This window comes from Accumulibacter sp. (assembly GCF_023806625.1).
GTDB lineage: Bacteria > Pseudomonadota > Gammaproteobacteria > Burkholderiales > Rhodocyclaceae > Accumulibacter.
This window is the reverse complement of record NZ_JAMTDX010000022.1, coordinates 1-25660: the sequence shown is the minus strand read 5'-3', so window position 1 is coordinate 25660 and position 25660 is coordinate 1. Positions and strand designations below refer to the sequence as shown.

The 25660-nt window shown below is 64.4% G+C and carries 22 protein-coding genes; 13 read left to right on the top strand and 9 right to left on the bottom strand.

Features of this window, described 5'->3' with window-relative positions; all coding sequences use genetic code 11:
* Positions 1-57: 57 nt before the first annotated feature.
* From NFW05_RS04695 to NFW05_RS04685, 3 genes are all read right to left on the bottom strand, one after another.
* Positions 58-1665 (bottom strand): hypothetical protein, encoded by a 1608-nt coding sequence (locus NFW05_RS04695; RefSeq protein ID WP_295303077.1) that lies wholly within the window; start codon positions 1663-1665, stop codon positions 58-60.
* A 23-nt stretch (positions 1666-1688) separates the two neighbouring features.
* Positions 1689-2123: an HIT family protein gene (locus NFW05_RS04690; RefSeq protein WP_295303076.1), complete on the bottom strand. Its 435-nt coding sequence runs from the start codon at positions 2121-2123 to the stop codon at positions 1689-1691.
* A 222-nt stretch (positions 2124-2345) separates the two neighbouring features.
* Positions 2346-6221 (bottom strand): DUF3683 domain-containing protein, encoded by a 3876-nt coding sequence (locus NFW05_RS04685; RefSeq protein WP_295303075.1) that lies wholly within the window; start codon positions 6219-6221, stop codon positions 2346-2348.
* A 171-nt stretch (positions 6222-6392) separates the two neighbouring features.
* On the opposite strand from NFW05_RS04685, the gene ilvA reads away from it, so the two are divergent.
* Positions 6393-7904: a threonine ammonia-lyase, biosynthetic gene (gene ilvA, locus NFW05_RS04680; protein ID WP_295303074.1), complete on the top strand. Its 1512-nt coding sequence runs from the start codon at positions 6393-6395 to the stop codon at positions 7902-7904.
* 110 nt (positions 7905-8014) lie between these two features.
* Positions 8015-9181 carry a PatB family C-S lyase gene (locus NFW05_RS04675; RefSeq protein WP_295303073.1) on the top strand — a complete coding sequence of 389 codons (1167 nt, stop codon included), beginning with the start codon at positions 8015-8017 and terminating at the stop codon, positions 9179-9181.
* 45 nt (positions 9182-9226) lie between these two features.
* On the opposite strand, the gene NFW05_RS04670 is transcribed toward NFW05_RS04675, so the two are convergent.
* Together NFW05_RS04670 and NFW05_RS04665 are read right to left on the bottom strand one after the other, a co-directional pair.
* The gene (locus NFW05_RS04670) at positions 9227-10042 is read right to left on the bottom strand and encodes an inositol monophosphatase family protein (RefSeq protein WP_295303087.1); all 816 of its coding nucleotides are present in this window, start codon (positions 10040-10042) and stop codon (positions 9227-9229) included.
* A gap of 64 nt (positions 10043-10106) precedes the next feature.
* Positions 10107-10661: a thioredoxin family protein gene (locus tag NFW05_RS04665; RefSeq protein WP_295303072.1), complete on the bottom strand. Its 555-nt coding sequence runs from the start codon at positions 10659-10661 to the stop codon at positions 10107-10109.
* Positions 10662-10714: 53 nt separating this feature from the next.
* Here NFW05_RS04665 and NFW05_RS04660 point away from each other — a divergent pair, with 53 nt between their 5' ends.
* The 4 genes from NFW05_RS04660 (at position 10715) to NFW05_RS04645 (ending at position 15430) form a co-directional block, all read left to right on the top strand.
* The gene (locus tag NFW05_RS04660) at positions 10715-11476 is read left to right on the top strand and encodes a 16S rRNA (uracil(1498)-N(3))-methyltransferase (protein ID WP_295303071.1); all 762 of its coding nucleotides are present in this window, start codon (positions 10715-10717) and stop codon (positions 11474-11476) included.
* On the top strand, positions 11469-13211 hold the full coding sequence (gene pap, locus NFW05_RS04655) for a polyphosphate:AMP phosphotransferase (RefSeq protein WP_311104702.1): 1743 nt from the start codon (positions 11469-11471) through the stop codon (positions 13209-13211). Before NFW05_RS04660 ends, pap begins: the two co-directional genes overlap by 8 nt.
* Before the next feature lies 1 nt (position 13212).
* A complete protein-coding gene (argA, locus tag NFW05_RS04650) occupies positions 13213-14532 on the top strand; it encodes an amino-acid N-acetyltransferase (protein WP_295303070.1) in 1320 nt (439 codons plus the stop codon).
* 625 nt (positions 14533-15157) lie between these two features.
* Entirely contained in the window at positions 15158-15430 is a 273-nt protein-coding gene (locus tag NFW05_RS04645) for an oxidative damage protection protein (protein ID WP_295303069.1), read from the top strand.
* 188 nt (positions 15431-15618) lie between these two features.
* Here NFW05_RS04645 and rpiA read toward each other — a convergent pair whose 3' ends face one another.
* Positions 15619-16284 carry a ribose-5-phosphate isomerase RpiA gene (gene rpiA, locus NFW05_RS04640; RefSeq protein WP_295303068.1) on the bottom strand — a complete coding sequence of 222 codons (666 nt, stop codon included), beginning with the start codon at positions 16282-16284 and terminating at the stop codon, positions 15619-15621.
* A gap of 163 nt (positions 16285-16447) precedes the next feature.
* Between rpiA and NFW05_RS04635 the strand changes: the two genes are divergently transcribed.
* On the top strand, positions 16448-16822 hold the full coding sequence (locus NFW05_RS04635; protein WP_295303067.1) for a diacylglycerol kinase: 375 nt from the start codon (positions 16448-16450) through the stop codon (positions 16820-16822).
* A gap of 9 nt (positions 16823-16831) precedes the next feature.
* On the opposite strand, the gene ftsX is transcribed toward NFW05_RS04635, so the two are convergent.
* From ftsX to ftsY, 3 genes are read right to left on the bottom strand one after another with little or no spacing between them, the layout of a single operon-like run.
* Positions 16832-17731, bottom strand: a complete 900-nt coding sequence (gene ftsX / locus NFW05_RS04630) for a permease-like cell division protein FtsX (protein WP_295303066.1) — start codon at positions 17729-17731, stop codon at positions 16832-16834.
* Positions 17728-18411, bottom strand: coding sequence for an ATP-binding cassette domain-containing protein (locus NFW05_RS04625; protein WP_295303065.1), 684 nt, complete (start codon positions 18409-18411; stop codon positions 17728-17730). The genes ftsX and NFW05_RS04625 overlap by 4 nt, the downstream gene beginning before the upstream one ends.
* Entirely contained in the window at positions 18408-19418 is a 1011-nt protein-coding gene (gene ftsY / locus NFW05_RS04620) for a signal recognition particle-docking protein FtsY (protein ID WP_295303064.1), read from the bottom strand. Before ftsY ends, NFW05_RS04625 begins: the two co-directional genes overlap by 4 nt.
* A gap of 106 nt (positions 19419-19524) precedes the next feature.
* Here ftsY and NFW05_RS04615 point away from each other — a divergent pair, with 106 nt between their 5' ends.
* The 6 genes from NFW05_RS04615 to tyrS all read left to right on the top strand — a co-directional run bounded on the left by NFW05_RS04615 (position 19525) and on the right by tyrS (position 24964).
* Positions 19525-20862, top strand: coding sequence for a pitrilysin family protein (locus NFW05_RS04615; protein WP_295303063.1), 1338 nt, complete (start codon positions 19525-19527; stop codon positions 20860-20862).
* A 10-nt stretch (positions 20863-20872) separates the two neighbouring features.
* Positions 20873-22168 carry a pitrilysin family protein gene (locus tag NFW05_RS04610; protein ID WP_295303062.1) on the top strand — a complete coding sequence of 432 codons (1296 nt, stop codon included), beginning with the start codon at positions 20873-20875 and terminating at the stop codon, positions 22166-22168.
* Between the two features lie 4 nt (positions 22169-22172).
* Entirely contained in the window at positions 22173-22781 is a 609-nt protein-coding gene (gene rsmD, locus NFW05_RS04605; RefSeq protein ID WP_295303086.1) for a 16S rRNA (guanine(966)-N(2))-methyltransferase RsmD, read from the top strand.
* The gene (coaD, locus tag NFW05_RS04600) at positions 22717-23220 is read left to right on the top strand and encodes a pantetheine-phosphate adenylyltransferase (RefSeq protein WP_295303061.1); all 504 of its coding nucleotides are present in this window, start codon (positions 22717-22719) and stop codon (positions 23218-23220) included. The genes rsmD and coaD overlap by 65 nt, the downstream gene beginning before the upstream one ends.
* A 13-nt stretch (positions 23221-23233) precedes the next feature.
* Positions 23234-23494: a YfhL family 4Fe-4S dicluster ferredoxin gene (locus tag NFW05_RS04595; RefSeq protein ID WP_295303060.1), complete on the top strand. Its 261-nt coding sequence runs from the start codon at positions 23234-23236 to the stop codon at positions 23492-23494.
* Positions 23495-23764: 270 nt separating this feature from the next.
* On the top strand, positions 23765-24964 hold the full coding sequence (gene tyrS / locus NFW05_RS04590; RefSeq protein WP_295303059.1) for a tyrosine--tRNA ligase: 1200 nt from the start codon (positions 23765-23767) through the stop codon (positions 24962-24964).
* The last annotated feature ends 696 nt before the right edge of the window (positions 24965-25660 follow it).

Here is a 25660-nt window from a genome sequence, read left to right as displayed (position 1 = left end):
GCGCAAAGCCCTGGTCGGTGAGCTGCCACCCGGCGCCATCAGCCGGGTGGATGGCGCTCAAGCAGGAATGAAGCTGACCCGCTCGAAATCCGCCCCCTCATCGACCAGGCGCTGCAGCCTGACGCGGCACGGACCGTCGACGAAAACCTCGAGCACGCGATCCGAATGATACCAGCCCCGCGGCAGGACGAGAGTCGCCTCTTCGCAGATCGCCGGCAATGCCGGCAGCAGGAACGCCCGACTGTACTCGTCGGTGTGTCCGGGCTCCCCCTGCGGTGTCCGCACGGCGACCGCCTGCGGCTTGCCCGGCAAGGCAGAAACGCCCGCCTGCAGAGCCCCGTCCTTCTCCTGCATCAGCCAGACGACTCGAGCGAGAAGGTGAGCGCTGCCATCGTAAGGACAGATCGAGATCAGCTGCCCGGTCTCGACCTTTCGCCCGGCCGACGACCTGAGCAAGCGGAAGCCATTGGCACACTGATCGAGCACCTCCCAGCTGTCGAGCTTGACGCCGAGCTGAACCTGGCGAACCTCGAGCAACTGCGTCGGGTCGACCATGTGGCGGAAAGCGTAAAGGCTTTCGAATTCGTCCCGCGAGTAAGCCCGGGCAATTCCCGGCTGAGAGAACTCTCTTCCGGAAACATGGAAATGTACTCCCGGAAAGCCGTAGCAGACCTTCGATTGTCCGGAAGCGCCGTGCCTGCGGAAGCGGCGACCCATGCGCAGAAGACCCCAGGGCTTGTGCAGGCGACCGAGCAGATGGTGGCACTCGGCAGCCGTGCAATCTTCGCCAAGGCCGAGTTGGGCTGGGGAAATCTTCTGCTGCAACCGGGTTCTGACCTGGGCGATCTGCGTCGCGAGAAGAGAACAGTCGAGGCGGCGGAGGTTCTCCCGCGATCCCGCCTCGCTGACCGAGTGTGCCCCGGAATCGTGCATCAGGTCGATGACCAACGGCGGTCCGTCGGCATCGCCCTGTAACGGGTGGACACCGACCAGCGGCGCCCACTCGTGGGCCCAGCGGCGGACGAGGGTCAGTTGGCGAAGCGACAGGCTACGCGGACTGGCCAGTTCAACGAGCAGCAGGCTGACGAATTCGGCCGTGCAATGCGTGCTGCGTCCATGGGAATCCAGAGAGTCGGGAACAGGAAATGTGGCCACACCCCATTCTTCCGCGCTGGCGTAATAGCCATGCAGATCCAGCCACAGTCCGGCCGGCAGTTCCTGGCGAGCACGCTGGTGCTCGGCGATCGCCATGCCCGTGTAGTGGATGCAGCGGTGAAGGATCAACGCCACGCGCTCCGCGTAAGCAGTGCTGGTGTCAGGGGTCAGGAGGCGTGCGCAATGGGCATAAGCGCGCGCCGCTTTCCTCCAGTTGGCGACGACCTGCCGAAAGGCTTCCTCTTCGAGGTTGGCCAGGGGCAGGGGCCTGGCCGTGTAGCGGCGAGCCAAATCTTCAGCGATGAAACAGAGGGAGATGCGCGTCTGCTCGAGCAACTGCAGGTATACCTCGGCGGCCGGGGGCGCCTTGATAAGCCCGTCGAGGAGACGACTGACGATCAACACCGCCTCTTCAGAGTCGGCCAGAGGCAGGCGTGCGAGAATTGCGAAGCCGGTCTGCAGGTCGCAGATCCTGGGGTTGGCGGGGACCCTGGAGAACACAGCGTTCATGATCGTTTCTGCTTTTTGCTCGTCTATCTGGTGCGCAGGGCGCTGATGATCTGGTCGCCGAGGACTCTCCCGTCGACCGCCCGGCGCTGCGGGCTGCGCAGTCTTTGCGGAGCTGCCCAGACGGGGTTGGGAAAATGCCGGTCATCGCGCCAGCGCGGAATCAGGTGCCAGTGCACATGCGGAGTCATGTTGCCGAGACTGGCCAGGTTGATCTTGTCCGGCTGATAGAGGACGCGCACAGCCGTCTCGACGGCAAACAGGACCTGCATCAGCTGCACCCTCTCGGCCGCGGACAGATCGGTCATCTCACGGAGGTGACGGTTGAGAATCACGCGGCAGAAGCCGGGGTAGTCGGGATCGCTGACCATGACCACTCGGCACAGTGCGCTTTCCCAGACCACCTCACCCCCCGGTGATCTGCACAGCTCACAATCCTCGAACCCTGGATGCTCACCCACGTTCCGACTCCTCGATGACTCGACGCACTGATGCGCCGTCGTGAGGCGAACGATAAGCTTGGGTGTCGGGGGGCGTTAGGAACTAGGTCACAGAGCAAACGACGTTGCCCACGAGCCCGTAACCCCCTGGCCGGTGTGCTGGCGGTCCGGCCAGGGAACCCGGCGGGATCTGAGGGAGACCAGGAGGGGCCGGCCGCAGGCAGGCTTACGGCGTGGCCACGCTCAGAGCAGCACGCGCTCTATCCCGCCATTGCCAACCGTGGCAAGGTAACGCGCCATCCAGTCCTCGCCCAGGAGACGGCGAGCCATCTCGACGACGATGTAATCGGCTTGCGTGCCCGTGTCTTCCTCATAGCGCGACAGGCCCTGCAGGCACGATGGACACGAGGTGAGCAAGGCAATCCTGCCGGTGAAGCCACCAGCACGCCGACCGCGTGCAGCGCGCTCGATCTCCTCCTGCTTGCGAAAACGGACCTGCGTCGAAACGTCGGGCCGGGTCACCGCGAGTGTGCCGGATTCACCGCAGCAACGGTCCGACAACTCGACCTGCTGACCGAGAATCTCATTGGCCACCCTGAGCCCGCCCATCTGGCGCATCGGCGCGTGACAGGGATCATGATACAGATAACTCGTGTCGGCCGATCGCTCGAGCCGGACCCCCTTTTCGAGCAGGTATTCGTGGATGTCCAGTAACCGGCAGCCGGGGAAGATCTTCTCGAAGTGGTACTTCTCGAGCTGATCCAGGCAGGTCCCGCAGGACACGATCACCGTCCGGATGTCGAGATAGTTCAGGGTGTTCGCCACCCGATGAAAAAGTACACGGTTTTCCGTCGTGATCCGCTGACCCTGGTCGGCCTCACCGGCGGCCGTCTGCGGGTAACCACAGCACAGGTAACCCGGCGGCAGCACGGTCTGCGCACCAAGTTCGTAGAGCATCGCCTGGCTCGCCAGGGCGACCTGCGAAAATAGCCGCTCGGAACCGCAACCCGGGAAATAGAAGACGGCGTCCCCGTCGTAATCCGCCGCATTGACCCGCTGCGCGTCGCGGATGACCGGCACGATCCGGTTATCCTCGATGTCCAGATACGCCCGGGCGGTCCGCACGGGCAATCCGGCGGCCATCGGCTTGTTGATGAAATGGATGATCTGCGTGGCCATTCGCGGTACGCCGACGCTCGCCGGTGGCTGACGCGTCTGGCTCCGCGTGATCCGGAAGGATCGTCCGACCCGGTAGGCGAGACGTTGGAGGCGGTAACCCCAGCGGATCATCGTCTGGCGGACCAGCCTGATCGTCGTCGGTTCCTTGATCGTCAGGAAGGCCATCGCCGCTGCCTTCGCCGGGACGAAGCGCTTGCGGCCCTGCTCGCGCAGCAGATTGCGCATCCTGATCGAGACGTTGCCAAAGTCGATGTCCACCGGACAGGGGCTGACGCACTTGTGGCAGATCGTGCAATGGTCGGCGACGTCGTTGAATTCCTCGAAGTGCCTCAGCGATACGCCGCGTCGCGTCTGCTCTTCGTAGAGGAAAGCCTCGATCAGCAGCGACGTGGCGAGGATCTTGTTCCGCGGCGAGTAGAGCAGGTTGGCACGCGGAACATGGGTCGAGCAGACCGGTTTGCACTTTCCACAGCGCAGACAATCCTTGATCATCACCGAGATGTTCCCGATCTCCGACTGCTCCATGATCAGCGACTCGGTGCCGAGCAGCGAGAAGGACGGCGTGTAGGCGTTGCCGAGTCCCGCTCCGGGGAGCAGCTTCCCCCTGTTGAAATGGCCCTGCGGATCGACGCGCGCCTTGTACTCGCGGAAGGGGCGAATCTCGTCCTCAGCCAGGAACTCGAGCTTGGTGATGCCGATCCCGTGCTCCCCGGAAACCACGCCGTCGAGACCGCGGGCGAGATCCATGATCCTTTCGACGACGCCGTACGCCGCCTGCAGCATCCCGTAGTCGTCCGAGTTGACCGGTATGTTGGTGTGCACATTGCCATCGCCGGCATGCATGTGCAGGGCGACGAACAGCCGGCTGCGCAGAACCTGGCGATGGATCGCCGTGATCTGCTCCAGCACCGGCCGATAGACGAGGCCATCGAAAATGTTCTCGAGCTGCGGTCTGAGTTCATCCTTCCAGGACACGCGCAACGAGTAATCCTGGAGGCGATGAAAGAGCGTCGGCTCGGCGGCGCGATTTCTCAGTTCGCCGCAACGTATGCCCAGCGCCGCGAACGATTGCTCGGCGACGGCGAGCGGCTCGTCGAGGTGCCCGATCAGCCAAGACCAGCGCGCACGCACCGCAGCGACGGCCTCGAGCGCAGCGACCCGGCGATCGCCGATCAGTATTTCCTTGTCGAGGCCGGCGTCGCCGCGGTGCAGCGGGAGCTCCCCGCCGAGGAACACGGTCAGCGCGTCACACAGCGAGAGCTTGTTGCGGATCGACAACTCGATGTTGATCCTTTCGATGCCGTCGCAGTACTCGGCCATGCGCGGCAGCGGGATGACCACGTCTTCATTGAGCTTGAAGGCATTGGTGTGACGCGATATCGCCGCCGTCCGTGAGCGGTCGAGCCAGAATTTCTTGCGCGTCTCGGCATCGACGGCGATGAAGCCCTCGGCTCCGCGGAGATTGCAGATTCGCACCACCGCGGAGGCGGCGCGCATCACTGCCGCTTCGTGTTCACCGACGAGGTCGCCGATGAGGACCATCTTGGGCCGGCCGACGGCTTCACCCTTGCGCTTCGCCTTGGTCGCGTAGCCTACCGCGCGCAGGTAGCGCTCGTCGAGATGTTCGAGCCCGGCCAGCATGACGCCCGCCTTGCGCCCGGCGCCGCCTGGCCCGAAGTGCTCGACGATCTCGACGATCGCCGGGACTGCCTCACGCACCTGCCCGAAGAATTCGAGACAGACGGTGCGCGTGTGCGACGGCATGCGGTGCAGTACCCAGCGCGCGGCGAGGATCAGGCCGTCGGTACCTTCTTTCTGCACACCAGGCAACCCGGCGAGGAACTTGTCGGTGACATCCTTGCCAAGACCGGCCTTGCGAAATCGCGCGCCCGGGATGTCGAGGATTTCCGTCTGGCCATCGAGCGTCTGGCCATCCCTGCGCAAGCGGCGGACCTCGAAGCGAGCAATGCCCTGTTCGTGGATCTTGCCGAGGTTGTGCCCGATTCGCGTGACCTCGATCAGCTCACCGGTCGCGTCGACCATCTTCCACCACAACAGGTTGTCGAGCGCGGTCCCCCAGAGGACGGCTTTCTTTCCCCCCGCGTTCATGGCGATGTTGCCGCCGACGCACGAGGCCTCGGCCGAAGTCGGGTCTACCGCAAACACTCGTCCGGCGACAGCCGCCGCCTCGGCGACACGGGCGGTGACCACGCCGGCACCAGTACGGATGGTCGCGCTGCGCAGCTCGCTGCCCGGCAGCACGATCTCCTCGACGGCGCCGATCTGGCTCAGCTTCTCGGTGTTGATCACTGCCGAGAGAGGCGTCAGCGGAATCGCGCCGCCCGTGTAACCGGTTCCCCCGCCGCGCGGGATGACCGTCAGGCCAAGCTCGATACAGCCGCGCACCAGCGGTGCGACTTCGTCTTCGCTGTCCGGATGGAGGACGACGAACGGGTACTCGACACGCCAGTCGGTGGCGTCGGTGACGTGGGCGACGCGCGCCAGGCCGTCGAAAGCGATGTTGTCGCGACGCGTGTGCCTGGACAGCACGCGGATCGCCCTCGCGCGCAGTCTGGCCGTCTCGGCGAAGTGTCTCGCGAAATCATCGACCGCGCTCTGCGCCGCGTCGATCAGCTGACGCACCCGAATGTTCCCCTGGCGGCGTTTCTCGATCTCGCGTAGACGGTGACGCAGCGCTTCGACCAGCGCCTCGCGCCGTTGCCGGCTGGCCAGCAGGTCGTCCTCGAGGTACGGATTGCGCTGCACGACCCAGATGTCGCCGAGTACTTCATAGAGCATTCGCGCCGACCGACCGGTAATCCGCTGTGTCCGCAGCTCCTCGAGCAGCGCCCACTTCTCCTCACCGAGCAGGCGGATGACGATCTCCCGATCAGAAAAGGACGTGTAGTTGTAGGGAATCTCGCGCAGCCGTGCGTTCATTCTCGCCCTCAGCGACGACCAAAGCATTCATTCTAGCCTACCGCAATGCAGCATCCCATTCGCCAACCGGCCAGCCCGGACCATTGCGGAACGCCCGGCCGACCCGCGAACAGGCACCCGAGATCGCCCGGCCTGTTAGAATCGACTGCCTACCCGGTCGTCGTCGATGCCATGCCCACGGACTACCTCGAAAAGATTCTCAACGCACAGGTCTACGACGTGGCCGTCGAAACGCCTCTCGATCCCGCGCCCGGACTTTCGCAACGACTGGGAAACCGTTTGCTGCTCAAACGCGAGGACATGCAGCCGGTTTTCTCGTTCAAGTTGCGCGGCGCGTACAACAAGATTGCCGGGCTTTCTTCCGAGCGGCTCAGACACGGGGTGATCTGTGCCTCGGCGGGAAACCATGCGCAGGGAGTCGCGCTGGCCGCAGCCAAGGTTGGCTGCCGGGCAGTGATCGTGATGCCCGTGACGACGCCACAGATCAAGGTCCGTGCCGTTCAGGCGCGCGGCGCGGAGGTCATCCTCGCAGGCGAGTCCTACGACGACGCGTACTCCCGTGCACTCGAGCTCGAACGTTCAGAGAAACTGAGCTTCGTCCACCCGTTCGACGACCCCGAGGTAATCGCCGGCCAGGGCACGATCGGCATGGAGATCCTGCGCCAGCACGGCAGGCCGATCGACGCGGTGTTCTGCTGCGTCGGCGGCGGCGGCCTGATTTCCGGGGTGGCCGCGTACATCAAGCGGCTCAGACCGCAGACCCGGATCATCGGCGTCGAAGCCGCCGATTCCGACGCCATGGCGCGTTCGTTGCGCGCGGGCCGGCGCATCCGCCTCGATCACGTCGGCCTGTTTGCCGACGGGGCGGCGGTGAAGCGCGTCGGGGAGGAAACCTTCCGCCTTTGCCAGTTGTACGTCGACGACATGGTCCTCGTCGACACCGACGCAATCTGTGCGGCGATCAAGGACGTCTTCGAGGACACGCGCGCGGTACTCGAACCCGCCGGCGCACTGGCAGTTGCCGGAGTCAAGGAGTATGTCCGGACTCACCAGCTCAGGGGCAGGACTCTGGTCGCCACGGCATCGGGTGCGAACATCAACTTCGACCGCCTGCGTTTCGTCGCCGAGCGCGCCGAAATCGGTGAGCAGCGTGAAGCAGTTTTCGCGGTCACGCTGCCGGAAAGGCCTGGAGCCTACAAGCAGTTCGTCTCGCTGATCGGTTCGCGCAGCATCACCGAGTTCAACTACCGCTACAACGACCCGCGCGAGGCGCACGTTTTCGTCGGCGTCCAGGTGAGTTCGCGAGCCGAGTCGATCGCACTGATCGAACACCTGCGCCGACATGGCTACCCGACGCTGGATCTGACCGACGACGAAATGGCCAAGGGCCACATTCGGCATCTGGTCGGCGGCCACTCGCCAGCCATCGAAGATGAACTGATCTACCGCTTCGAGTTTCCCGAGCGGCCCGGCGCGCTGATGAACTTCCTCAGCCGGATGAGCGCCGGCTGGAACATCAGTCTCTTCCACTACCGCAATCATGGCGCCGACTACGGGCGGGTGCTCGTCGGCATGCAGGTGCCCCACGAAGAGATGGACGACTTCGAGCAGTTCCTCGACAAGCTCGGCTACGCCTGCTGGAACGAAAGCGGGAATCCGGCGTACAGGCTCTTCCTTGGCTAGCATGATCGTGGGCGCCGCCGGTCGAGTGCCGGGTACGGGGAATCGACGATGAACTCGATCGCCTTGTCGCGAATCCCTGTCGACCTCGAAGCGTCCAGAGACCATTCGGCATGACCTCAGGATTCGACTTCTCCAGGCTCATCGACCGGCGCGACGGCGACTCCCTCAAGTGGAACCGATACGCCGACCGCGACGTGCTCCCGCTGTGGGTAGCCGACATGGACTTTGCCGCACCAGCGGCGATCGTCACCGCGCTCGAACGGCGGATCGCCCACCGGTGTTTCGGTTACGCCGAACCGCGCGCTTCACTCTACGACGCGGTACTCGGCTATCTGGACCAGGAATACGGCTGGCGTGTGGATGCCGAGTGGCTGGTCTGGCTGCCGGGACTGGTCAGCGGACTGAACGTCGCCTGCCGCGCGGTCGACGGCGACGTGGTCACGGCGACCCCGGTCTACCCCCCTTTTCTCTCTGCCCCACGACTGTCCGGACGGAGGCTGACGAGCGCCTCGCTGACGCACGATGCGGGCCGCTGGGTCTGGGATCTGCCAGCACTCACCGCTGCGCTGACGCCAGCGACACGGCTTTTCCTCGTCTGCCACCCGCACAACCCGGTCGGCAGGGCATGGGAAAGGGTCGAACTGGAAGGCCTGGTCGACTTCTGCAGGCGTCACGACCTGGTCGTCTGCTCCGACGAGATCCATTGTGGTCTGGTGCTCGACGAGGACCGTGAACATCGGCCGCTGGCGATGATCGACGACGATTTCGCTCGGCAGACGATCACCCTGATGGCGCCGTCCAAGACCTGGAACATCCCGGGCCTGGGCTGCGCCTTTGCGGTGATTCCCGATTCTGCCCTGCGCCGCCGCTTCGCCGCAGTCATGCGTGGCATCGTCCCACACGTGAACGTCCTCGGCCTGACGGCGACCGAAGCGGCTTACCGCGAAGGGGAGGATTGGCGCAAGGCGCTGATCACGGTGCTGCGCGGGCACCGCGACCATCTCGAAGCGGCCATCGCCGCAATGCCCGGCCTGACCGTCAGTCATGTCGAGGCGACCTACCTGGCCTGGATCGACGCCCGCGGGCTCGCCTTGCCCGATGCCGCAGGCTTCTTCGAGGCGGCCGGGGTCGGGCTGTCGAGCGGTGCCGACTTTGGCGCCCCGGGCTGGGTGCGGCTCAACTTCGGCTGCCCGCGAGCCACGCTCGACGAGGCCCTGGCGCGAATGGCGCGCGCCTGCACGTCAGCCTCGGCAGTGGCTCGATCGGGCGCCCGCTGAGCCAGATTTCGCGGACGATTCCCGAACTGGAACAGACCCGCCGATTCAGCTCCCGCCCCGCGGGCAATTGCCTCTGACCCAGTCACGCCAGGCGACGAAAACCCCCGGGTCGAGGGCCGCGATGACCGACCTCCTCCACACGTCCTGCGCATCGTCATCGTAATCGTCGCGCTCGAGCGTGCACATGTGCCCGCCCGCTTCGCGGAGAATCAGGCTGCCGGCGGCGTAATCCCAGAGCATCTGGCCACCGTGCAGATAGAGGTCGAGCCTCCCCGCCGCCAGGCTGCACCAGTCGAGCGTCGAGCTGCCAAAATTCCGCTGCGAATAGAACGGCGGAGCAACGGCGATGCGGTCGGCCAGCTGTTTCGGGATGCGTTTGAAATCCACTCCGCCAACCGCACGGGCAATCTCGGCGGTCACCTGACGCAGCGGCAGACGCCGGCCGTTGAGGTAGGCGCCGTTGCCCTGACGCGCGTAGAACATCTCGTCGGTGATCGGGTTGTAGGTTACCGCGACGCGCGTTCGCCGCGCGCTCATCCAGGCGATCGACACGGCGAAGCAGGGCAGACCGTTGATGAAGTTGGTCGTTCCGTCGATCGGATCGATGCACCAGACACCGAGGTCGTCGCTGTTCCCGCTCTCCCACCCGGCCTGCTGGGCCTCCCGCGGCATCTCCTCGCCGATCACCGGGCAGGGGCGGATGCCACTCAGCCGCTCGGCCAGGAAGTGCTGCGCAGCCAGATCGGCTTCCGAGCACAGCGAGCCGTCGTCCTTGCGCTGCCCATGGCTGACGCGCAGGAAACGCGGGATGATCTCTCGCTGCGCCACCTCGCGAACGAGCGCGACGCTCGCATCGAGCATCCGCTTCAGTTCGCTGTCGGAAATTCTCGGCGGCGCCTGGCCGTGTCCATCAAGCATGCTGCGGTCAGTGCCCCCACTTGATCGAGCAGCCGACGCTGGGTACCTGCTGTTGCGGACCACGGCCGGTCTCGGCGACCAAGCGCATCGCTTCGAGCAGTTCGCGACGCGCATCAGGAGGCGCCGGCATCCGGCCACTGGCGTCGAGCCGGCCGCGGTACTGGAGTTCGAGCCGGCTGTTGAAGCCGAAGAAATCGGGCGTGCAAACTGCTCCGTAACGTCGCGCGACGTCCTGAGTCTCGTCGAACAGGTAGGGGAACGGGAAACCCCGTTCCACGGCGACGCGCGCCATGTTCGCGAAGGAATCCTCGGGATACTCGGCCGGATCGTTGCTCATGATCGCCCCGACGCCGATACCCAGACCCTGGAGAGCCCCCGCGTCGCGGCAGACGCGATCGAGGACGGCCTTGACATAGGGACAGTGGTTGCAGATGAACATCAGCAGCAGACCGTTCGGTCCGCGTAGCGTGGCGAGAGAGTGCCGCGAACCGTCGGTCGCCGGCAAATCGAAATCAGCGGCCTGCCAGCCAAAGTCACAAACGGGGGTATTGAGCGCGACCACCAGCCTGCCTCCAAACAACGATCAGCCAGGAACAATGCTCTTATAATACCACGGTGACAGGCCCCCGCTTTTACTGCCCAGTTCCTCTGGAGGCGGGCACGACAGTCGATCTGCCAGAGCAGGCTGCGCACCACGCGCTCAGGGTGCTCCGCCTGCGTCTCGGCGACCGGCTGACCCTGTTCAATGGGCTCGGCGGCGAGTACGGCGCCCGAGTCGTGTGCGCCGATCGCGCGCGAACCCGTGTCGAGGTGATCGCCTGGCTGCCGGTCGAACGCGAATCGCCACTCGCAGTGACCCTCGTGCAGGCTCTGCAAACGGGCGAGAAGATGGATCTGACCGTACAGAAGGCGGTCGAACTGGGCGTACAGAGGATCGTTCCGGTCACTTCGCGGCGGAGCGTCAGGCGCCTGGACACGGAGCGCGCAGAACGCAGACTCGCCCACTGGCGCGGAATCGTCGTCGCGGCCTGCGAGCAGTGCGGACGCAACCGGCTGGCGGAGGTCGAGCCTCCGCTTCCGATCGACGATTGGCTGTCGTGCCCGGGACTGCAAGGTGCTCTCCGGCTGACGCTCGATCGCGCGGCAACGGTGGGGCTGGGTTCGCTGGCCGGGCCAGCCTCCGGCGACCCGGTAGAATTGCTGGTCGGGAGCGAGGGTGGCCTCGCTCCCGAGGAGGCTCGGCTGGCGGAGCAGTCCGGTTTCGTGCCGGTCCGTCTCGGTCCACGCGTTCTGCGGACCGAGACGGCTGGACTTGCCGCGTTGGCAGCAGTCCAGTTTTTGTGGGGTGACTTGAAGGAGGAGACTACGGATGTTTGAATCGGCAGAACTGGGACACAAGATCGACAAGGAGACCTTCAAGACGGAGGAACCCAAGCTACGCGCCGGCCTGCTCGAAGCCCAGGAGCAGCTCCGCGCCAACGGAAGCTTTCCGGTGATCATTCTGATCAGCGGCGTCGACGGCTCGGGCAAGGGTGACACGATCAATACCCTCTACGAATGGATGGATCCGCGCTACATGACCACACAGGCGTTCTACGCTCCGACCGCCGAAGAACGTGCCCGTCCATCGATGTGGCGCTACTGGCGGGCATTGCCTCCGAAGGGCCGGATCGGAATCTTTGCCGGCTCGTGGTATTCAGAACCGATCGCCGAACGAATCGCCAACGATCTCTCACGGGCCGACTTCGACCAGCGCATGGACCAACTCAACCGCTTCGAGGAAATGCTGGTCAACGAGGGGGCGCTGGTCCTCAAATTCTGGTTCCACCTGTCCAAGGAAGCCCAACGTGAGCGCCTCAAGTCGATCGAAGCCAACCCGCTGACCCGCTGGCGGGTCACCAAGGCGAGTTGGGAGCGGCTGAAGACTTACGACAAGATGCAGGAAGTCGCCGGCCATCTGCTACGCACGACGAACACGCCCTGGGCACCGTGGCTGCTCGTCGAGGCCACCGACGACCGTTATCGCTCGCTGACCGTCGGCAAGACGATCCTCGATGCGATCCAGAAGCGACTGGCAACCAAGCACGAGCTGATGTCGCCAGTCGCCCCGGCAATCTCGCCGCGAATCGACAGCCTCGACGTCCTCAGCTCTCTGGACATGACCCAGAGCCTGACCAAGAAGGCCTACGAGACCGAACTCGCCACCTGGCAGGGACGTCTCGCGGAAATGATGCGCCATCCGGAGTTCAAGAAGCGGGCGCTGATCCTCTGCTTCGAGGGATCGGACGCGGCGGGCAAGGGCGGCGCGATCCGCCGGGCGATGCAGGCAATGGATGCGCGACAGTATCAGATCATCCCGGTCGCGGCACCGACCGAAGAAGAACGCGCGCAACCTTACCTCTGGCGCTTCTGGCGGCACATGCCGCGCCTCGGGCGAGCGGTCATTTTCGACCGGACATGGTACGGACGGGTCCTCGTCGAACGCGTCGAGGGCTTCTGCAGTCAGGCCGACTGGCTGCGCGCCTACGCGGAAATCAACGACTTCGAACACGACCTGTGGCGCGCCGGTGGCATCGTCATCAAGTTCTGGCTGCAGATCAGCGACGAAGAACAGCTCAAGCGCTTCCAGGATCGCGCCCAGGTCGAGCACAAGCGCTTCAAGATCACCGAGGAAGACTGGCGCAACCGCGAGAAGTGGGAAGCCTATCACGAGGCCGTTTGCGACATGGTCGACCGGACGAGTACGGGAACCGCGCCGTGGACACTCGTCGAATCGAACGACAAACTGTTCGCCCGGATCAAGGTCCTGCGGACGATCTGCGAGCGGCTCGAGAAGGAGCTCAAGGTCGACCTCGCCAAGGAACCGCGGACGGTCGTCTCGATCCCCGAAAAGGTCGAGGGCGAAAGCGCGACTGCCGCCCAGGAAGCCGAGCCGTCGGTCGCCGAGAATGCGAAACAGACCAGGGCCCAGCGCGCGAAGGAGGAAAGAGCCGAAAAGGCGCAGCGGGCCAGGGAAGCCAGGGAAGAGAAGGCCAGGGCAGCCAGGCAGGGGAAGCCGGCGAAGCAGGCCAAAGCAGTGCCGGACGCCGACAAGGCCCGCTCCGGCGCGTGACATGGCCGATGACTTGACGGGCGCCTCCTTCGTTGCCTGGTTCCGGTCGGTCGCGCCCTACGTCAACCTCTTTCGCGGCAAGACCTTTCTGATCGCCTTCGGCGGCAAGGCGATCGCCGGGCAACTCGCGCGGACGCTGGCCTACGACGTCAACCTGCTGGCTGCGCTCGGGGTACGTCTCGTTCTCGTGCACGGGGCGCGCCCGCAGATCGAAAGACTGCTCCGCGAGAGAGGGCTCCCGTCGGTCTACCACGGCAAGTACCGCGTCACCGATGCCCAGGCAGTGGCCTGCGTGATCGACGCGGTAGGTCGCATTTACGTCGAGATCGAGGCGCTGCTGTCGCAGGGCCTCGCCGACACGCCGATGGCCCACAGCACGATTCGCGTCGTCGGCGGAAACTTCATCACCGCCAAGCCGGTCGGCGTCGTGGACGGCGTCGACCTCCAGTACTCGGGTCAGGTCCGCAAGATCGACGCCGAGGGGATCCGTGCGCAGCTCAGTCTGGGCAACATCGTCCTCCTCTCGTGCATCGGTTCGAGCCCGACCGGCGAGATCTTCAATCTGGCGATGGAGGAGGTCGCCGAAACGGTAGCCACGTCCTTGCTCGCCGACAAACTGATCTTCCTGACTGACAGTCGCGGAGCGACCGACATCGACGGTGCGCTGCTCGACGAACTGACCGTCGACGCTGCTGAACGCCTAATGAGCCTTGGCGACTGGCTGTCTGCCGACCTGCGACGCTATCTTCCCTGCGCGGTGCGCGCCAGCCGCGCCGGTGTCGGGCGGGTGCACCTGATCGGCTACGACGAGGACGGAACGCTGCTTCGCGAACTGTTCACGCGCGACGGCGTCGGAACGGTGATCACCCGCGAAGCGCTCGAGCAGTTGCGCGATGCCCGGCCGGACGACATCGGCGGCCTGATCGCGCTGATCGAGCCCCTCGAAGAAAACGGGACGCTGGTTCGGCGCTCGCGCGAGCTTCTCGAACGCGAGATCAACCGCTTCTCGGTCGTCGAACACGACGGGGTGATCGTCGGCTGCGCGGCACTTTACCCTTACGGCGAAGGCCAGGCCGAGCTCGCCTGTCTGGCCGTTCATCCCCATTACCGCCGCTGGGGTTATGGCGCACTGCTGATGCGGCGTATTGAAGCCCAGGCACGCGCCACGGGCGTGAAGCGCCTGTTCGTGCTGACCACCGTCACCTCGCAGTGGTTCAAGGAACGGGGCTTCAGCGCCAGACAGGTCGAAGACCTTCCAGCCGAGAAGCGCCTGGTTTACAACCTGCAGCGGCGGTCGAGCGTGCTGATGAAGGAACTTTGACCGGTGAACCGCGCACTGATCACCCGAGTTCGACACTTTTCACTTGCCCAATGCATAAATGGCCTCTCTGCCCGTGTAAAAACAATGGCTTACGTTCTTGCCAAAATTGTTTTGTAGTGACACGCCGTCTCGTAGAGCCTATGTCAGGAGAGTCTTTTCGGTGATACAGTAGCGACATGCCAGTGAATACCGTCAACACCCGCCCAAGCCAGCGCGTCAAGGTTATCGCCGCATGCGGGGACACCCCAGGCGTATCACGACCACGAGGGATCCCCGCCTTGGGGCGGCTTGAAGCGGTGCGAGCCAGCAACGCCAACTTCTTCATCGACGGCCTGTCGTGCGCGACCGGCCTGTCGTCCCTCGTAGAGAACCCCTGCGAGGTCACGAGCGTGTCGGCGCTTTCGGCTGGCGCCACTTGTCTGCTCACCCCAAATGGAAAGGAACTGTCCGCCGCCCCCGCCCTCTCCGAGCCCTCAGCCAAGCGTCTGTAGTGCCAATTTTGAACTCGTGAATTGTGCATATTCAATGGCTTGGGCGTTTTTGTGTCGAACTCGGGTGATCAGCGCGCGGCACGGCGACAGATTTGCCTGGGCAGCCTGCCCGCAACCAACATGGAGTCGATCGAATGGCAAGAATGGTTCATTGTGTCAAGCTCGGGCGTGAAGCCGAGGGACTCGATCTGCCACCCTACCCCGGCGAACTCGGCCAGCGCATCTTCGCCAATGTGTCCAGGGAAGCCTGGCAGCAGTGGGTGCGCCTGCAGACGATGATCATCAACGAGAATCGTCTCAATCTCGCCGACGCGGCGCATCGCAAGTACTTGGCCGAGCAGATGGAAAGGCACTTTTTCGGCGAAGGGGCGGACCGCGTCCAGGGCTACGTGCCGCCCGGAACGTGAGCCTGGCGGTGGCGGGGACGGCTGTTCGTCGCCGCTTGCCCGGTCGGTCCGGCAGAGGTGACTGGACTCGCTGCGCGGCCGATCAGCCGCCCTTCGCGCACTCGTCTCGCCGATTGATATAGCCGGTCGTGCGTCTGCTCGTGCCGGGGGGCATCACGGACTGCGCGCGACGGTTGCCACACAGCCTCTCAGGTCGCCGCGATGATCGTCTGCACGCCGGCCATGGTGGCGAGCAGGCAGACATCTGCCGGGCGCAGGGCGAACAGCCCGTTGGTCACTACGCCGACGATCTGGTTGAACCGGGTTTCGACGGCCGGAGGGTCGAGGATTTCGAGCCCATGGACGTCGACGATCAGATTGCCGTTGTCGGTGACGAATCCCTGGCGAAGGACCCCTCGCCCGCCGATCCTGGCGACCTCCTTGCATACATGGCCAAGCGCCATCGGAATCACTTCGAGCGGAAGCGGAAACCGGCCCAGAGAGCCGACCATCTTCGACTCGTCGGCAATGCAGACGAACTTGTGGGAAACGGCGGCGACGATCTTCTCGCGGGTCAGCGCCCCGCCGCCGCCCTTGATCATGTGCATCGCCCGGTTGATCTCGTCGGCACCGTCGACATAGACACTGAGTTCGCCGACTGCGTCGAGGTCGAAGACTTCGATTCCACGGGCTTCGAGCCTTCTGCGTGATCTCTCCGAACTGGCCACTGCCCCGCGAATACGCTCCCGGATCCGGGCCAGTTCGTCGATGAAGAAGTTGGCCGTCGACCCGGTACCGACGCCAACGACCTCCCGATCGAGAACATGCTCGATCGCTGCGCGGGCCGCGGCCCTCTTCAGTTCGTCCTGATCCATCTGCACTCCCCCGTCTGCCGACACGTCGTCTGTGCGCCGGTCATTCTAGCCGAGCGCCGGGTCCGCCTGGTCGACGCCCCTGCCGGCACCAGGTCGGGCACACGGCGGACTCCACGACCCCGCCGCTATACTGGCGACTTCACGACTCCAACGGAGAGATCCGGTGACCGAGGGAAGTCCTTTCAAGGGCCAGACCGGCCTGCGCCGCGTGTGGAATGCGCTGCACCATTCGCTCGCCGGCCTGCGCGAGACATTCGGTGCTGAAGACGCATTCCGCCAGGAGGTCGTCCTCGCAGCCCTGCTGATCCCTTCATCGTTCATCCTCGCTCGGGATGGCGTCAGCCGTGCGCTGATGATCGGCAGCGTTCTGTTGGTCCTCGTCGTTGAACTGCTGAATTCGGCAATCGAGGCAACCGTCGACCGTATCTCGCTCGAAAGGCACCCGCTGGCCAAGCGCGCCAAGGACGTCGGAAGTGCTGCCGTGCTGCTCGCTCTGCTCAACGTCGTCGCTGTCTGGAGCTGTGTGCTGGCCGGCTAGAAGGCGGATTCAGAGCAACTGCCGCAGGTGCATGAGCACCGAGATCCTCGCTCCGAGCCAGCCGAGCACACCGCCAGTGGCCGACAGAATGACGACGTCGCCGGCCGCCAACCCGCGCAGAGCGAAGCTCGTCCCGTAGAGCCTGGCCAGTTCGCCGACGGCTGGCGCCAGCATCAGGAAACCCGCGGAGACCAGCAGCGCCGCGCAGAGGCCACCGAGAGTTCCCTGCAGCGCACCGAAGTAATGCAGCGGGCGCTGGATGAAGGCGTCCGTGGCACCGATCAGTCGGGCGACCTCGATCTCCGCGGCCTGCGCGAGGATCTGCAGACGGATCGTGCTGAAGGTGATCGTGACCAGTGCGCCCGCAAACAACACCCCGAGCAGCAGAACGACGAGCCTTCCGAGTCGGAGCAGCGCGTCGAAGCGTTTGACCCAGGCCGAATCGAGCTGAACGTGCGCGACCTTCGGCCAGCGCGAGAAGCTCTCGGCAAGGCTTTCGAGCGACTCCGGCCGGGTGTCGGCCGGAGTCACGACAAAAGCATCGGGAAGTGGGTTGTGCGGCAGACTGGCAATGATCTCGGCCATCCCTTCCGCAGCCTGGAGCCTTTTCAGGGCATCCTCCCGCGAAACGAAGCGCCAGCGTCCCACCCGCTCCTGCCTGAGCCGCGCTTCGATTTCGGCGACGTCGCGTCTGCCCGCCTCGAGTGCGAGAAAGAGGCTGATCTGCTGCGTTCCCTCCACGTCGCCGGTGAGCTGGCGCAGGTTCTCGATCGCCAGCCAGCCAGCCGTCGGCAGGGTCAGGGTGACCCCGATGACCACCAGTGAGAGCAGCGAATTCAGCGGCGCAGCCGCAAGACGGCGCAGCGCGTCGCGCAGTGCGGCGAGGTGCTGGGCAAACCACGCGCTCACCGGGTCGCCAGCGCCTGTTCGCTTCCCGGTTCGCTCATCTCGCCCTTGTCAAGACGCAGGGTCCTCGCCTGGACAATGGGCAGCGACACGGGGTCATGCGTGGCGATCAGTACGGTCACCCCGACCTGCTGGAAAGCGACGAATATTTCGAGAATCTCCCGCGCCGACCCGGCGTCGAGGTTCGCCGTCGGTTCATCGGCAAGAATGATCGCCGGCCGGTTGACGACCGCGCGGGCAATCGCCAGACGCTGCTGCTCGCCGCCGGAGAGAGCGATCGGAAAGGTCTTCTCGCGGTTCGGCAGACCCACCTTGGCCAGCGCAGCCTGGGCACGGCGCAGCGCCTCCTTCGGCGGATGCCCGACGATGGCCAGCGGCAGCAGGACATTGTCCAGTACCGTGCGATCGAAGAGCAACTTGCGATCCTGGAAAATCAATCCGAGTTTGCGCCGCAGGTAGGGAACGGCTTTCCGGCTGAGCGCCGTGAGATTCTGGCCATTGATCACGATGCTGCCCGCCGTCGGGCGCTCGATCGCCGCCAGCAGTCTGAACAGCGTAGACTTGCCCGCCCCCGAGTGACCGGTCAGGAGAACCATCTCACCAGCCGAAATCGTGAAGCTGACGTTGCGCAAGGCCTCCCGCCCTTCGGGGTAGCGCTTGGTGAGGGCTTCCGCGACGATCACTCGAACAGCGCGTCCACGAATTCACCGGCGGCAAATGGCCGCAGGTCGTCGATGCCTTCCCCGACGCCGATGAAGCGCACCGGCTTCGGCCACTGGCGAGCGATCGCCGCCACCACGCCACCCTTCGCCGAGCCATCGAGCTTGGTCAGGATCAGTCCGGTCACCTGGATGGCCTTGTCGAAGGCGACCACCTGCTGCACCGCGTTCTGTCCGAAAGTGGCGTCGAGGACCAGCAGCGTCTCGTGCGGACCGGTCGGCTCGGCCTTCTGGATGACCCGGCGAACCTTGGCGATCTCTTCCATCAGGTTCAGCTGCGTCGGCAACCGACCCGCGGTATCGGCAAGAACGATGTCGATGCCGCGAGCCCGCGCTGCGCCGATCGCATCGAAGATCACCGCTGCGGGGTCGCCCGACTGCTGGGCGATCACCGTGACGTTGTTGCGCTCGCCCCACGTCTGCAGTTGTTCGCGTGCCGCGGCACGAAAGGTGTCGCCGGCAGCCAGCAGAACCGACAAGCCCTGGCTCTGGAAATACTTCGCCAGCTTGCCGATCGAGGTCGTCTTGCCGGCACCGTTGACCCCGGCAATCATGATGATGAACGGGCGATGCCGGGTCACGTCGAGGGGCTCCTCGAGAGGCTGCAGCAGCTCGCGCAGGATTTCCGCCAACGCCCGCTGAATCGCTTCGGGCGTATCGAGGCGATCGCGCCTGGCCCTCTGTTTCAGCTGATAGAGCAGATGCTGGGTCGCGTCGAGGCCGACATCGCTGGTCAGAAGCAACGCTTCGAGCTCATCGAGAAGCTCGTCGTCAACGCGTCCTCGCGAGAACAGGGCCTTGACGCGCCCCCCGAATTGCGCTCGCGTGCGCGCCAGGCCAGCCTGGAGCCGCTGCCTCCAGGGAGTTGCCGGACGGGGGTCGCTGCTCTCGGCAGTGCTTCCGCCGGCAGGCACTGGCTCCCCGGTAGCGGACTTCCTGATGAAACCAAACAGCGAGTTTCCGTGTCTCATCGGCGCTTGGTGACCGTCGCGGTGTTAAGATTCTGGGTAACTGTCTGAAACGGTGAAATTCTAACAGATGCGCCTGATGCCCATACGGCACGCGAGATCGTTCGCGATGCTGATCCTCCTGACCATCTCCGGGGCAGTTCTGGGCGACACCCACGAGACGCAACTGACCAACGGTCTACGGGTCATCGTCAGGGAAGACCGACGCGCGCCGACAGTCGCGCACATGGTCTGGTACCGCGCCGGCAGCATGGATGAAACGAGCGGTCGCACGGGAGTGGCTCACGTTCTCGAGCACATGATGTTCAAGGGAACACCGAGCGTCGGCCCAGGCGAATTCAGTCGCCGCGTCGCCGCAGCGGGGGGGCGCGACAACGCATTCACCAGCCGCGATTACACGGCCTACTTCCAGCAGGTTCCGAGCGACCGACTGGCCGAGGTGATGCAGCTCGAAGCGGACCGGATGCATCACCTGACGCTCGACCCGCGCGAATTCGCCCAAGAGATACGGGTAGTCATGGAGGAACGCAGGCTGCGGACCGAGGATCAGCCGCAGTCGCTGTTGTTCGAACAGTTGACGGCAAGCGCTTTCCAGGTTCACCCTTATCGCGTACCGATCATCGGCTGGATGAGCGATCTCGAGAGCATGACCATCGACGACGCTCGGGCGTGGTATCAGCAATGGTACGCTCCGAACAACGCCTACGTGGTGATCGTCGGCGACGTCGACCACCAGGCTGTCTTCGCTCTCGCCGAACGGCATTACGGACCTTTGCGGGCTCGGCAGCTGCCGGAAAGAAAGCCACAGGACGAACCGGTACAACTGGGCATGCGGCGGCTGACCGTCAGGGCACCGGCCGATCTGCCGGTCGTGACGATGGCCTACAAGGCTCCGGTGATTCGCGACGTAGACCGCGACAGCGATCCGTACGCTCTCGAGATGCTCGCCGCGGTGCTCGCCGGCCACGAAGCGGCGCGCTTTTCGAAGAGCCTGATCCGTGAGCAACGCCTGGCCGTTCAGGCCAGCGCCAGCTATGATCCGACGGCGCGGGGTCCGGGGATATTCTACCTGTACGGGTCTCCGAGCGCCGGCAGGAGCCGTGGCGAACTCGAGGCCGGACTGCGCAGCGAGATCACCAGGGTGCAACGGGAAGGGATCGGGGCCGACGAACTCGCGAGAGCCAAAGCGCAACTGATCGCCGGTGAGATCTACAAGCTCGATTCGATGTTCGCCCAGGCAATGGAGATCGGACAACTTGAATCGGTCGGAATTTCCCACCGGATGGACCGGCGGATCATCGAAAAACTCGAGGAAGTCAGCGCCGAGCAGGTCAGGGAGGTCGCGACGAAGTACTTCGTCGATCAACAGTTGACCGTCGCCGAACTCGACCCGCAGCCTCTCCCCGACAACCCGCGTCGTCGGCCGATCGCCACCCCGCGTCACTGAGACCCTGCCGATGAATCGTCTCGCACTGCTGATCAGCCTGTTTTTCGCCGTCGTCTCGGGACTGGCCCAGGCAGGTCCGCAGATCGAGCGCTGGCAGACTCCGTCGGGAGTCGAGGTCCTCTTCGTCGAAAACCACAGCTTGCCGATCATCGACGTCCAGGTCGATTTTGCGGCGGGCACGGCCCGCGAGCCCGAAGGCAGGGCCGGCGTCGCCAGCCTGACGCGGACGCTCGTCGATCTCGGTGCAGGCGGCATGGACGAAACCCAGATCGCCACACGTCTGGCCGACGTCGGGGCCAGACTGTCGGGCGGAGTGGATATGGATCGAGCGTCGATCAGCTTGCGCACGCTGTCGATGCGCGACAAGTGTGCGCCTGCTTTCGAAATCCTCAAGGCGGTCCTCAGCCAGCCGCATTTGCCGGTCGTCGCCTTCGACCGTGAGAAGGCCCGGTCGGTGTCGGCGCTCAAGGAAGCGCTGACTCGTCCCGAGACGCTGGCCAGCAAGGCCTTCTGGGCAGCGATGTATCCCGCGCACCCGTACGGTCGTCACGCGACGCCGGAATCGATCAGTGCGCTGCTGCACTCGGACGTACTCGCCTTTCACGCTGCGTTCTACTCGGCGAAGCAGGCTTCCGTGGCGATCGTCGGCGACCTTACGCGCGGCGCAGCCGAGGCGCTGGCCGCAGATCTGACCAGCGGACTTCCCACCGGGTCGCCGTCGCCGGCCATCGCTCCTCCCTCGTTGCCCGAAGCCGTCGAGAAACGGATCGACCACCCGGCCACCCAGGCGCACCTGCTGCTCGGACTTCCGGCGGCCAAGCGCGGAGACCCGGATTTCTTTGCCCTGGCGACCGGCAACTACTCGCTCGGTGGTGGTGGCTTCGTCTCGCGGCTGATGAAGGAAGTACGTGACAAGCGCGGACTCGCTTACAGCGTACACAGCTACTTCCTCCCCTTGCAGCAGCCGGGCCCGTTCCAGATCGGTCTCCAGACGAAGAAGGGACAGGCTGACGAAGCGTTGAAGCTGACCCGCGAGGTCCTGGCCACCTTTCTCGAGCACGGACCCAGCGACGCGGAACTTCGCGCGGCCAAGCAGAATCTGATCGGGAGTTTTCCATTGCGCCTCGACACCAATCGCAAGATTCTGGAGAATGTGGCGATGATTGGCTTTTACGGGCTGCCGCTGGACTACCTCGATCGTTATCCCGAAAACGTCGGCAAGGTCACCTCTGAAGAGGTCCGGGCAGCCTTCGCCAGGCATGTCCGACCCGATCATCTGGTGACCGTGGTCGTTGGCGGAGAGTAGCTTCCTGAATTCGTTGCGGATCATCGGCGGCGAGTGGCGCAGGCGGATCCTCCGCTTTCCTGATCTGCCCGGCCTGCGGCCAACACCCGATCGTGTGCGCGAAACCCTGTTCAACTGGCTCGGGCAGGACCTGCGCGGACTGTGCTGCGTGGATCTGTTTGCCGGCAGTGGCGCACTGGGGTTCGAGGCGGCATCCAGAGGTGCCCACCGGGTGTGGCTGGTCGATGACTCACCGGAGGTGGTGAAGTCGCTCGAAGCCACGGCGCAGCTGCTCGGCGCGGGTGAGCGGGTGCGGGTTGTGCGCTCGGATGCGGTAAGATTCTCGTCTGCTGCGGAACGGCGCTTCGATCTGGTCTTCCTCGACCCTCCGTTTCGCTTGGGCTGGATTGATCGTCTCGCGCCGCTACTGCCGGCGCTTGTGCACCCACGGGGTCTGCTCTACGTCGAGGCAGAACGGGCGCTGGACGAGTTCGGATCCTGGCAGACGGTGCGCCATGGGCGAGCCGGCCAAGTCTATTATCACTTGATGCAACAACGAGGCGAAGCCGATGACGCTAAACAAACGGGTGGCAATCTACGCGGGAACCTTCGACCCAATGACGCGGGGCCATGAGGATCTGGTGCGACGTGCGGTCTGCCTCTTCGACAGGGTCATCGTGGCCATCGCGCAGAGCCAGGCAAAGAGGCCCTTCTTCTCACTGGCCGAGAGGGTCGAGATGGCCGAGGAAGTGCTCGCCCCGTATCCGAATGCCGAAATCTGTGGCTTCGACGGTCTGCTGATGGACTTCCTGCACGAGAAGAAAGCCAAGGTGATCATCCGTGGCCTGAGAGCAGTCTCAGACTTCGACTACGAGTTTCAGCTGGCAGGAATGAACAGGAACCTCTACCCCGACGTCGAAACGGTGTTCCTGACACCGGCCGAGCAGTACCTGTTCATCTCGGCGACGATGGTGCGCGAAATCGCGATCCTCGGCGGGGACGTCAGCAAGTTTGTCCAGCCCGCGATCCGTGAGCGGCTGACCCGGCGAGTCCGGGAGATTTCAACGACCTGAAGGAACAGCAAGCATGGCCCTGATCATTACCGACGAATGCATCAACTGCGACGTCTGCGAACCCGAATGCCCCAACGAAGCGATCTCCCAGGGAGCGGAGATTTATGAAATCGACCCGAACAAGTGCACCGAGTGCGTAGGTCACTACGACACCCCGCAGTGCGTCGAGGTCTGCCCCGTGGACTGCATTCCGAAAGACCCGGCCCATCGGGAAAGTGAAGAAGAGTTGTGGATCAAGTACGAGAAGCTTACCGGCAAGACACGAGGGTCGTGAGTCGGAAATCCGAGAAACCGACGTCGCCCACGCCGATCCGTTGCGCAGCACCTCGGTGGACGCTTGCGCATGGCTGCCGACCGGCGCCGAGGCTCTGCTCGACACAGCGGGCTACGCGCCGTTGGCGACCGCTACGTGCCTCGCAGGGTGCGGTGGCAAGACTCTGGAATCCGCCGCCTGTCGCCGTAAGCCGCCTGACCTTGCGCGGTGCGCCGGGCGTCGGCCAGCGCTTCACCCCACAGACTTGACCCGCGCCAGGAAGAGATTGGCATGCGTGCCGTAAGAGAACAGATCAGGCAGATCAGGCGTGGCTCGGAAGAACTGCTGATCGAAGACGAGTTGGTCGAAAGGCTGCAGACTGCCCGCCCCTTGCGCGTCAAGGCCGGCTTCGATCCGACTGCCCCGGATCTGCACCTCGGCCATACCGTGCTGATCAACAAGCTCAGGCACTTCCAGGATCTTGGTCATCATGTGATGTTCCTGATCGGCGACTTCACCGGAATGATCGGCGATCCAACCGGCAAGAACGTCACCCGGCCGCCGCTTTCGCGCGAGCAGATCACCGAGAACGCGCGCACTTACCAGGAACAGGTATTCAAGATCCTCGACCCGGAACGGACCGAGGTCTGTTTCAACTCCGTCTGGTTCGAACCTTTTGGCGCATCGGGGATGATTCGCCTCGCGGCGCTGCACACCGTGGCGCGAATGCTCGAACGCGACGACTTCGCCAGGCGCTATCGTAACGCGCAGCCGATCGCCATCCACGAACTCCTCTACCCGCTCTGTCAGGGATACGACTCGGTGGCGATGAAGGCGGACATCGAACTCGGCGGCACCGATCAGAAGTTCAACCTCCTCGTCGGTCGCGAACTGCAGAAGCATTTCGGACAGGCTCCGCAGTGCATCCTGACCATGCCTCTGCTCGAGGGCCTCGACGGCACGAACAAGATGTCCAAGTCGCTGGGCAACTATGTCGGGATCAACGAGGCACCGGGCGAGATGTACGGGAAACTGATGTCGATCTCCGACGATCTGATGTGGCGCTATCTAGACCTCCTCTCCTTCCGTTCCAGCGACGAGATAGACGGGCTCAGGCGCGAGGTCGGCGAGGGACGAAATCCACGCGACGTCAAGGTGCTCCTCGCCCAGGAGATCGTCGGACGCTTTCACGGCGCAGCGGCAGCGGCGCAGGCGACGTCCGACTTCGACGCGCGTTTTCGCCAGGGAATGATCCCCGAGGATCTCCCCGAGGTTCGGCTCGATGCTGCTGGTCAGCCTCTCGGCATTGCCCAGGTACTGAAGCTCGCCGGACTCACGGCCAGCACTTCGCAGGCCTGGCGAATGGTCGAGCAAGGCGGCGTGCGGATCGACGGACAGCGGGTGGACGACCGTAATCTCCTCCTCAGCGCCGGGAGCCGCTTCGTCGTCCAGGTGGGCAAGCGGCGATACGCCCGCGTCACCCTCTGCTGAGCGTCTCCAGACGAGGCCCTGAAGGGTTTCCGTGGCAGCGCTGCGCGCCCGGCAAGACAGGCTGGCGCCAGTTTCAGCCACATCTATCGCCCCCAAGAAACCAGTCCGGCAGCCGCGAAGCGACGCGCGGCAGGGACGGCTGGCCCGCCGCCGATCCGACCGCAGTACCCCGTCGCGGAGACGGGCAAGACATCGCCACCCGGAGCAAGGACCGGCCGCGCTAGGGCTCGGGTCGAGCAGCCGGCGCCTGCACCGCTCGTCACTTCGCCGCCACAGCCACCGCGCTCCCGCGTCCCCAGCTGGTCCTCGCTTCGTCCTTCCCCGGCCGCGACGACTTTTCCATTTCTCGCCGCCGGCTGTTGACGAAGGTGCCGAGGCCTGTATAATGCGCGCCTTCCGCTGCTACTGCGGCGGCTGGGCAGGGCCAAGCGGCCCGCAACCCGCTCTTTAACATTCTGGACAATCGATAGGTGTGAGTTCTTGGCTCGTGGTGATCTGTGGGGGAAGCCTTTGGCTTTTCTTGCGGATTGCTGAGGGATCGAGAAGGACTCGCACGGAAGACCTGTTGGTTCTGGGGTTTTTGCGGAGAGATTCGTGGGGATTCTGGAGCTGACGGGGACGTCAAGCGAGAGTTTTGGGATTTGAACTGAAGAGTTTGATCCTGGCTCAGATTAAACGCTGGCGGCATGCCTTACA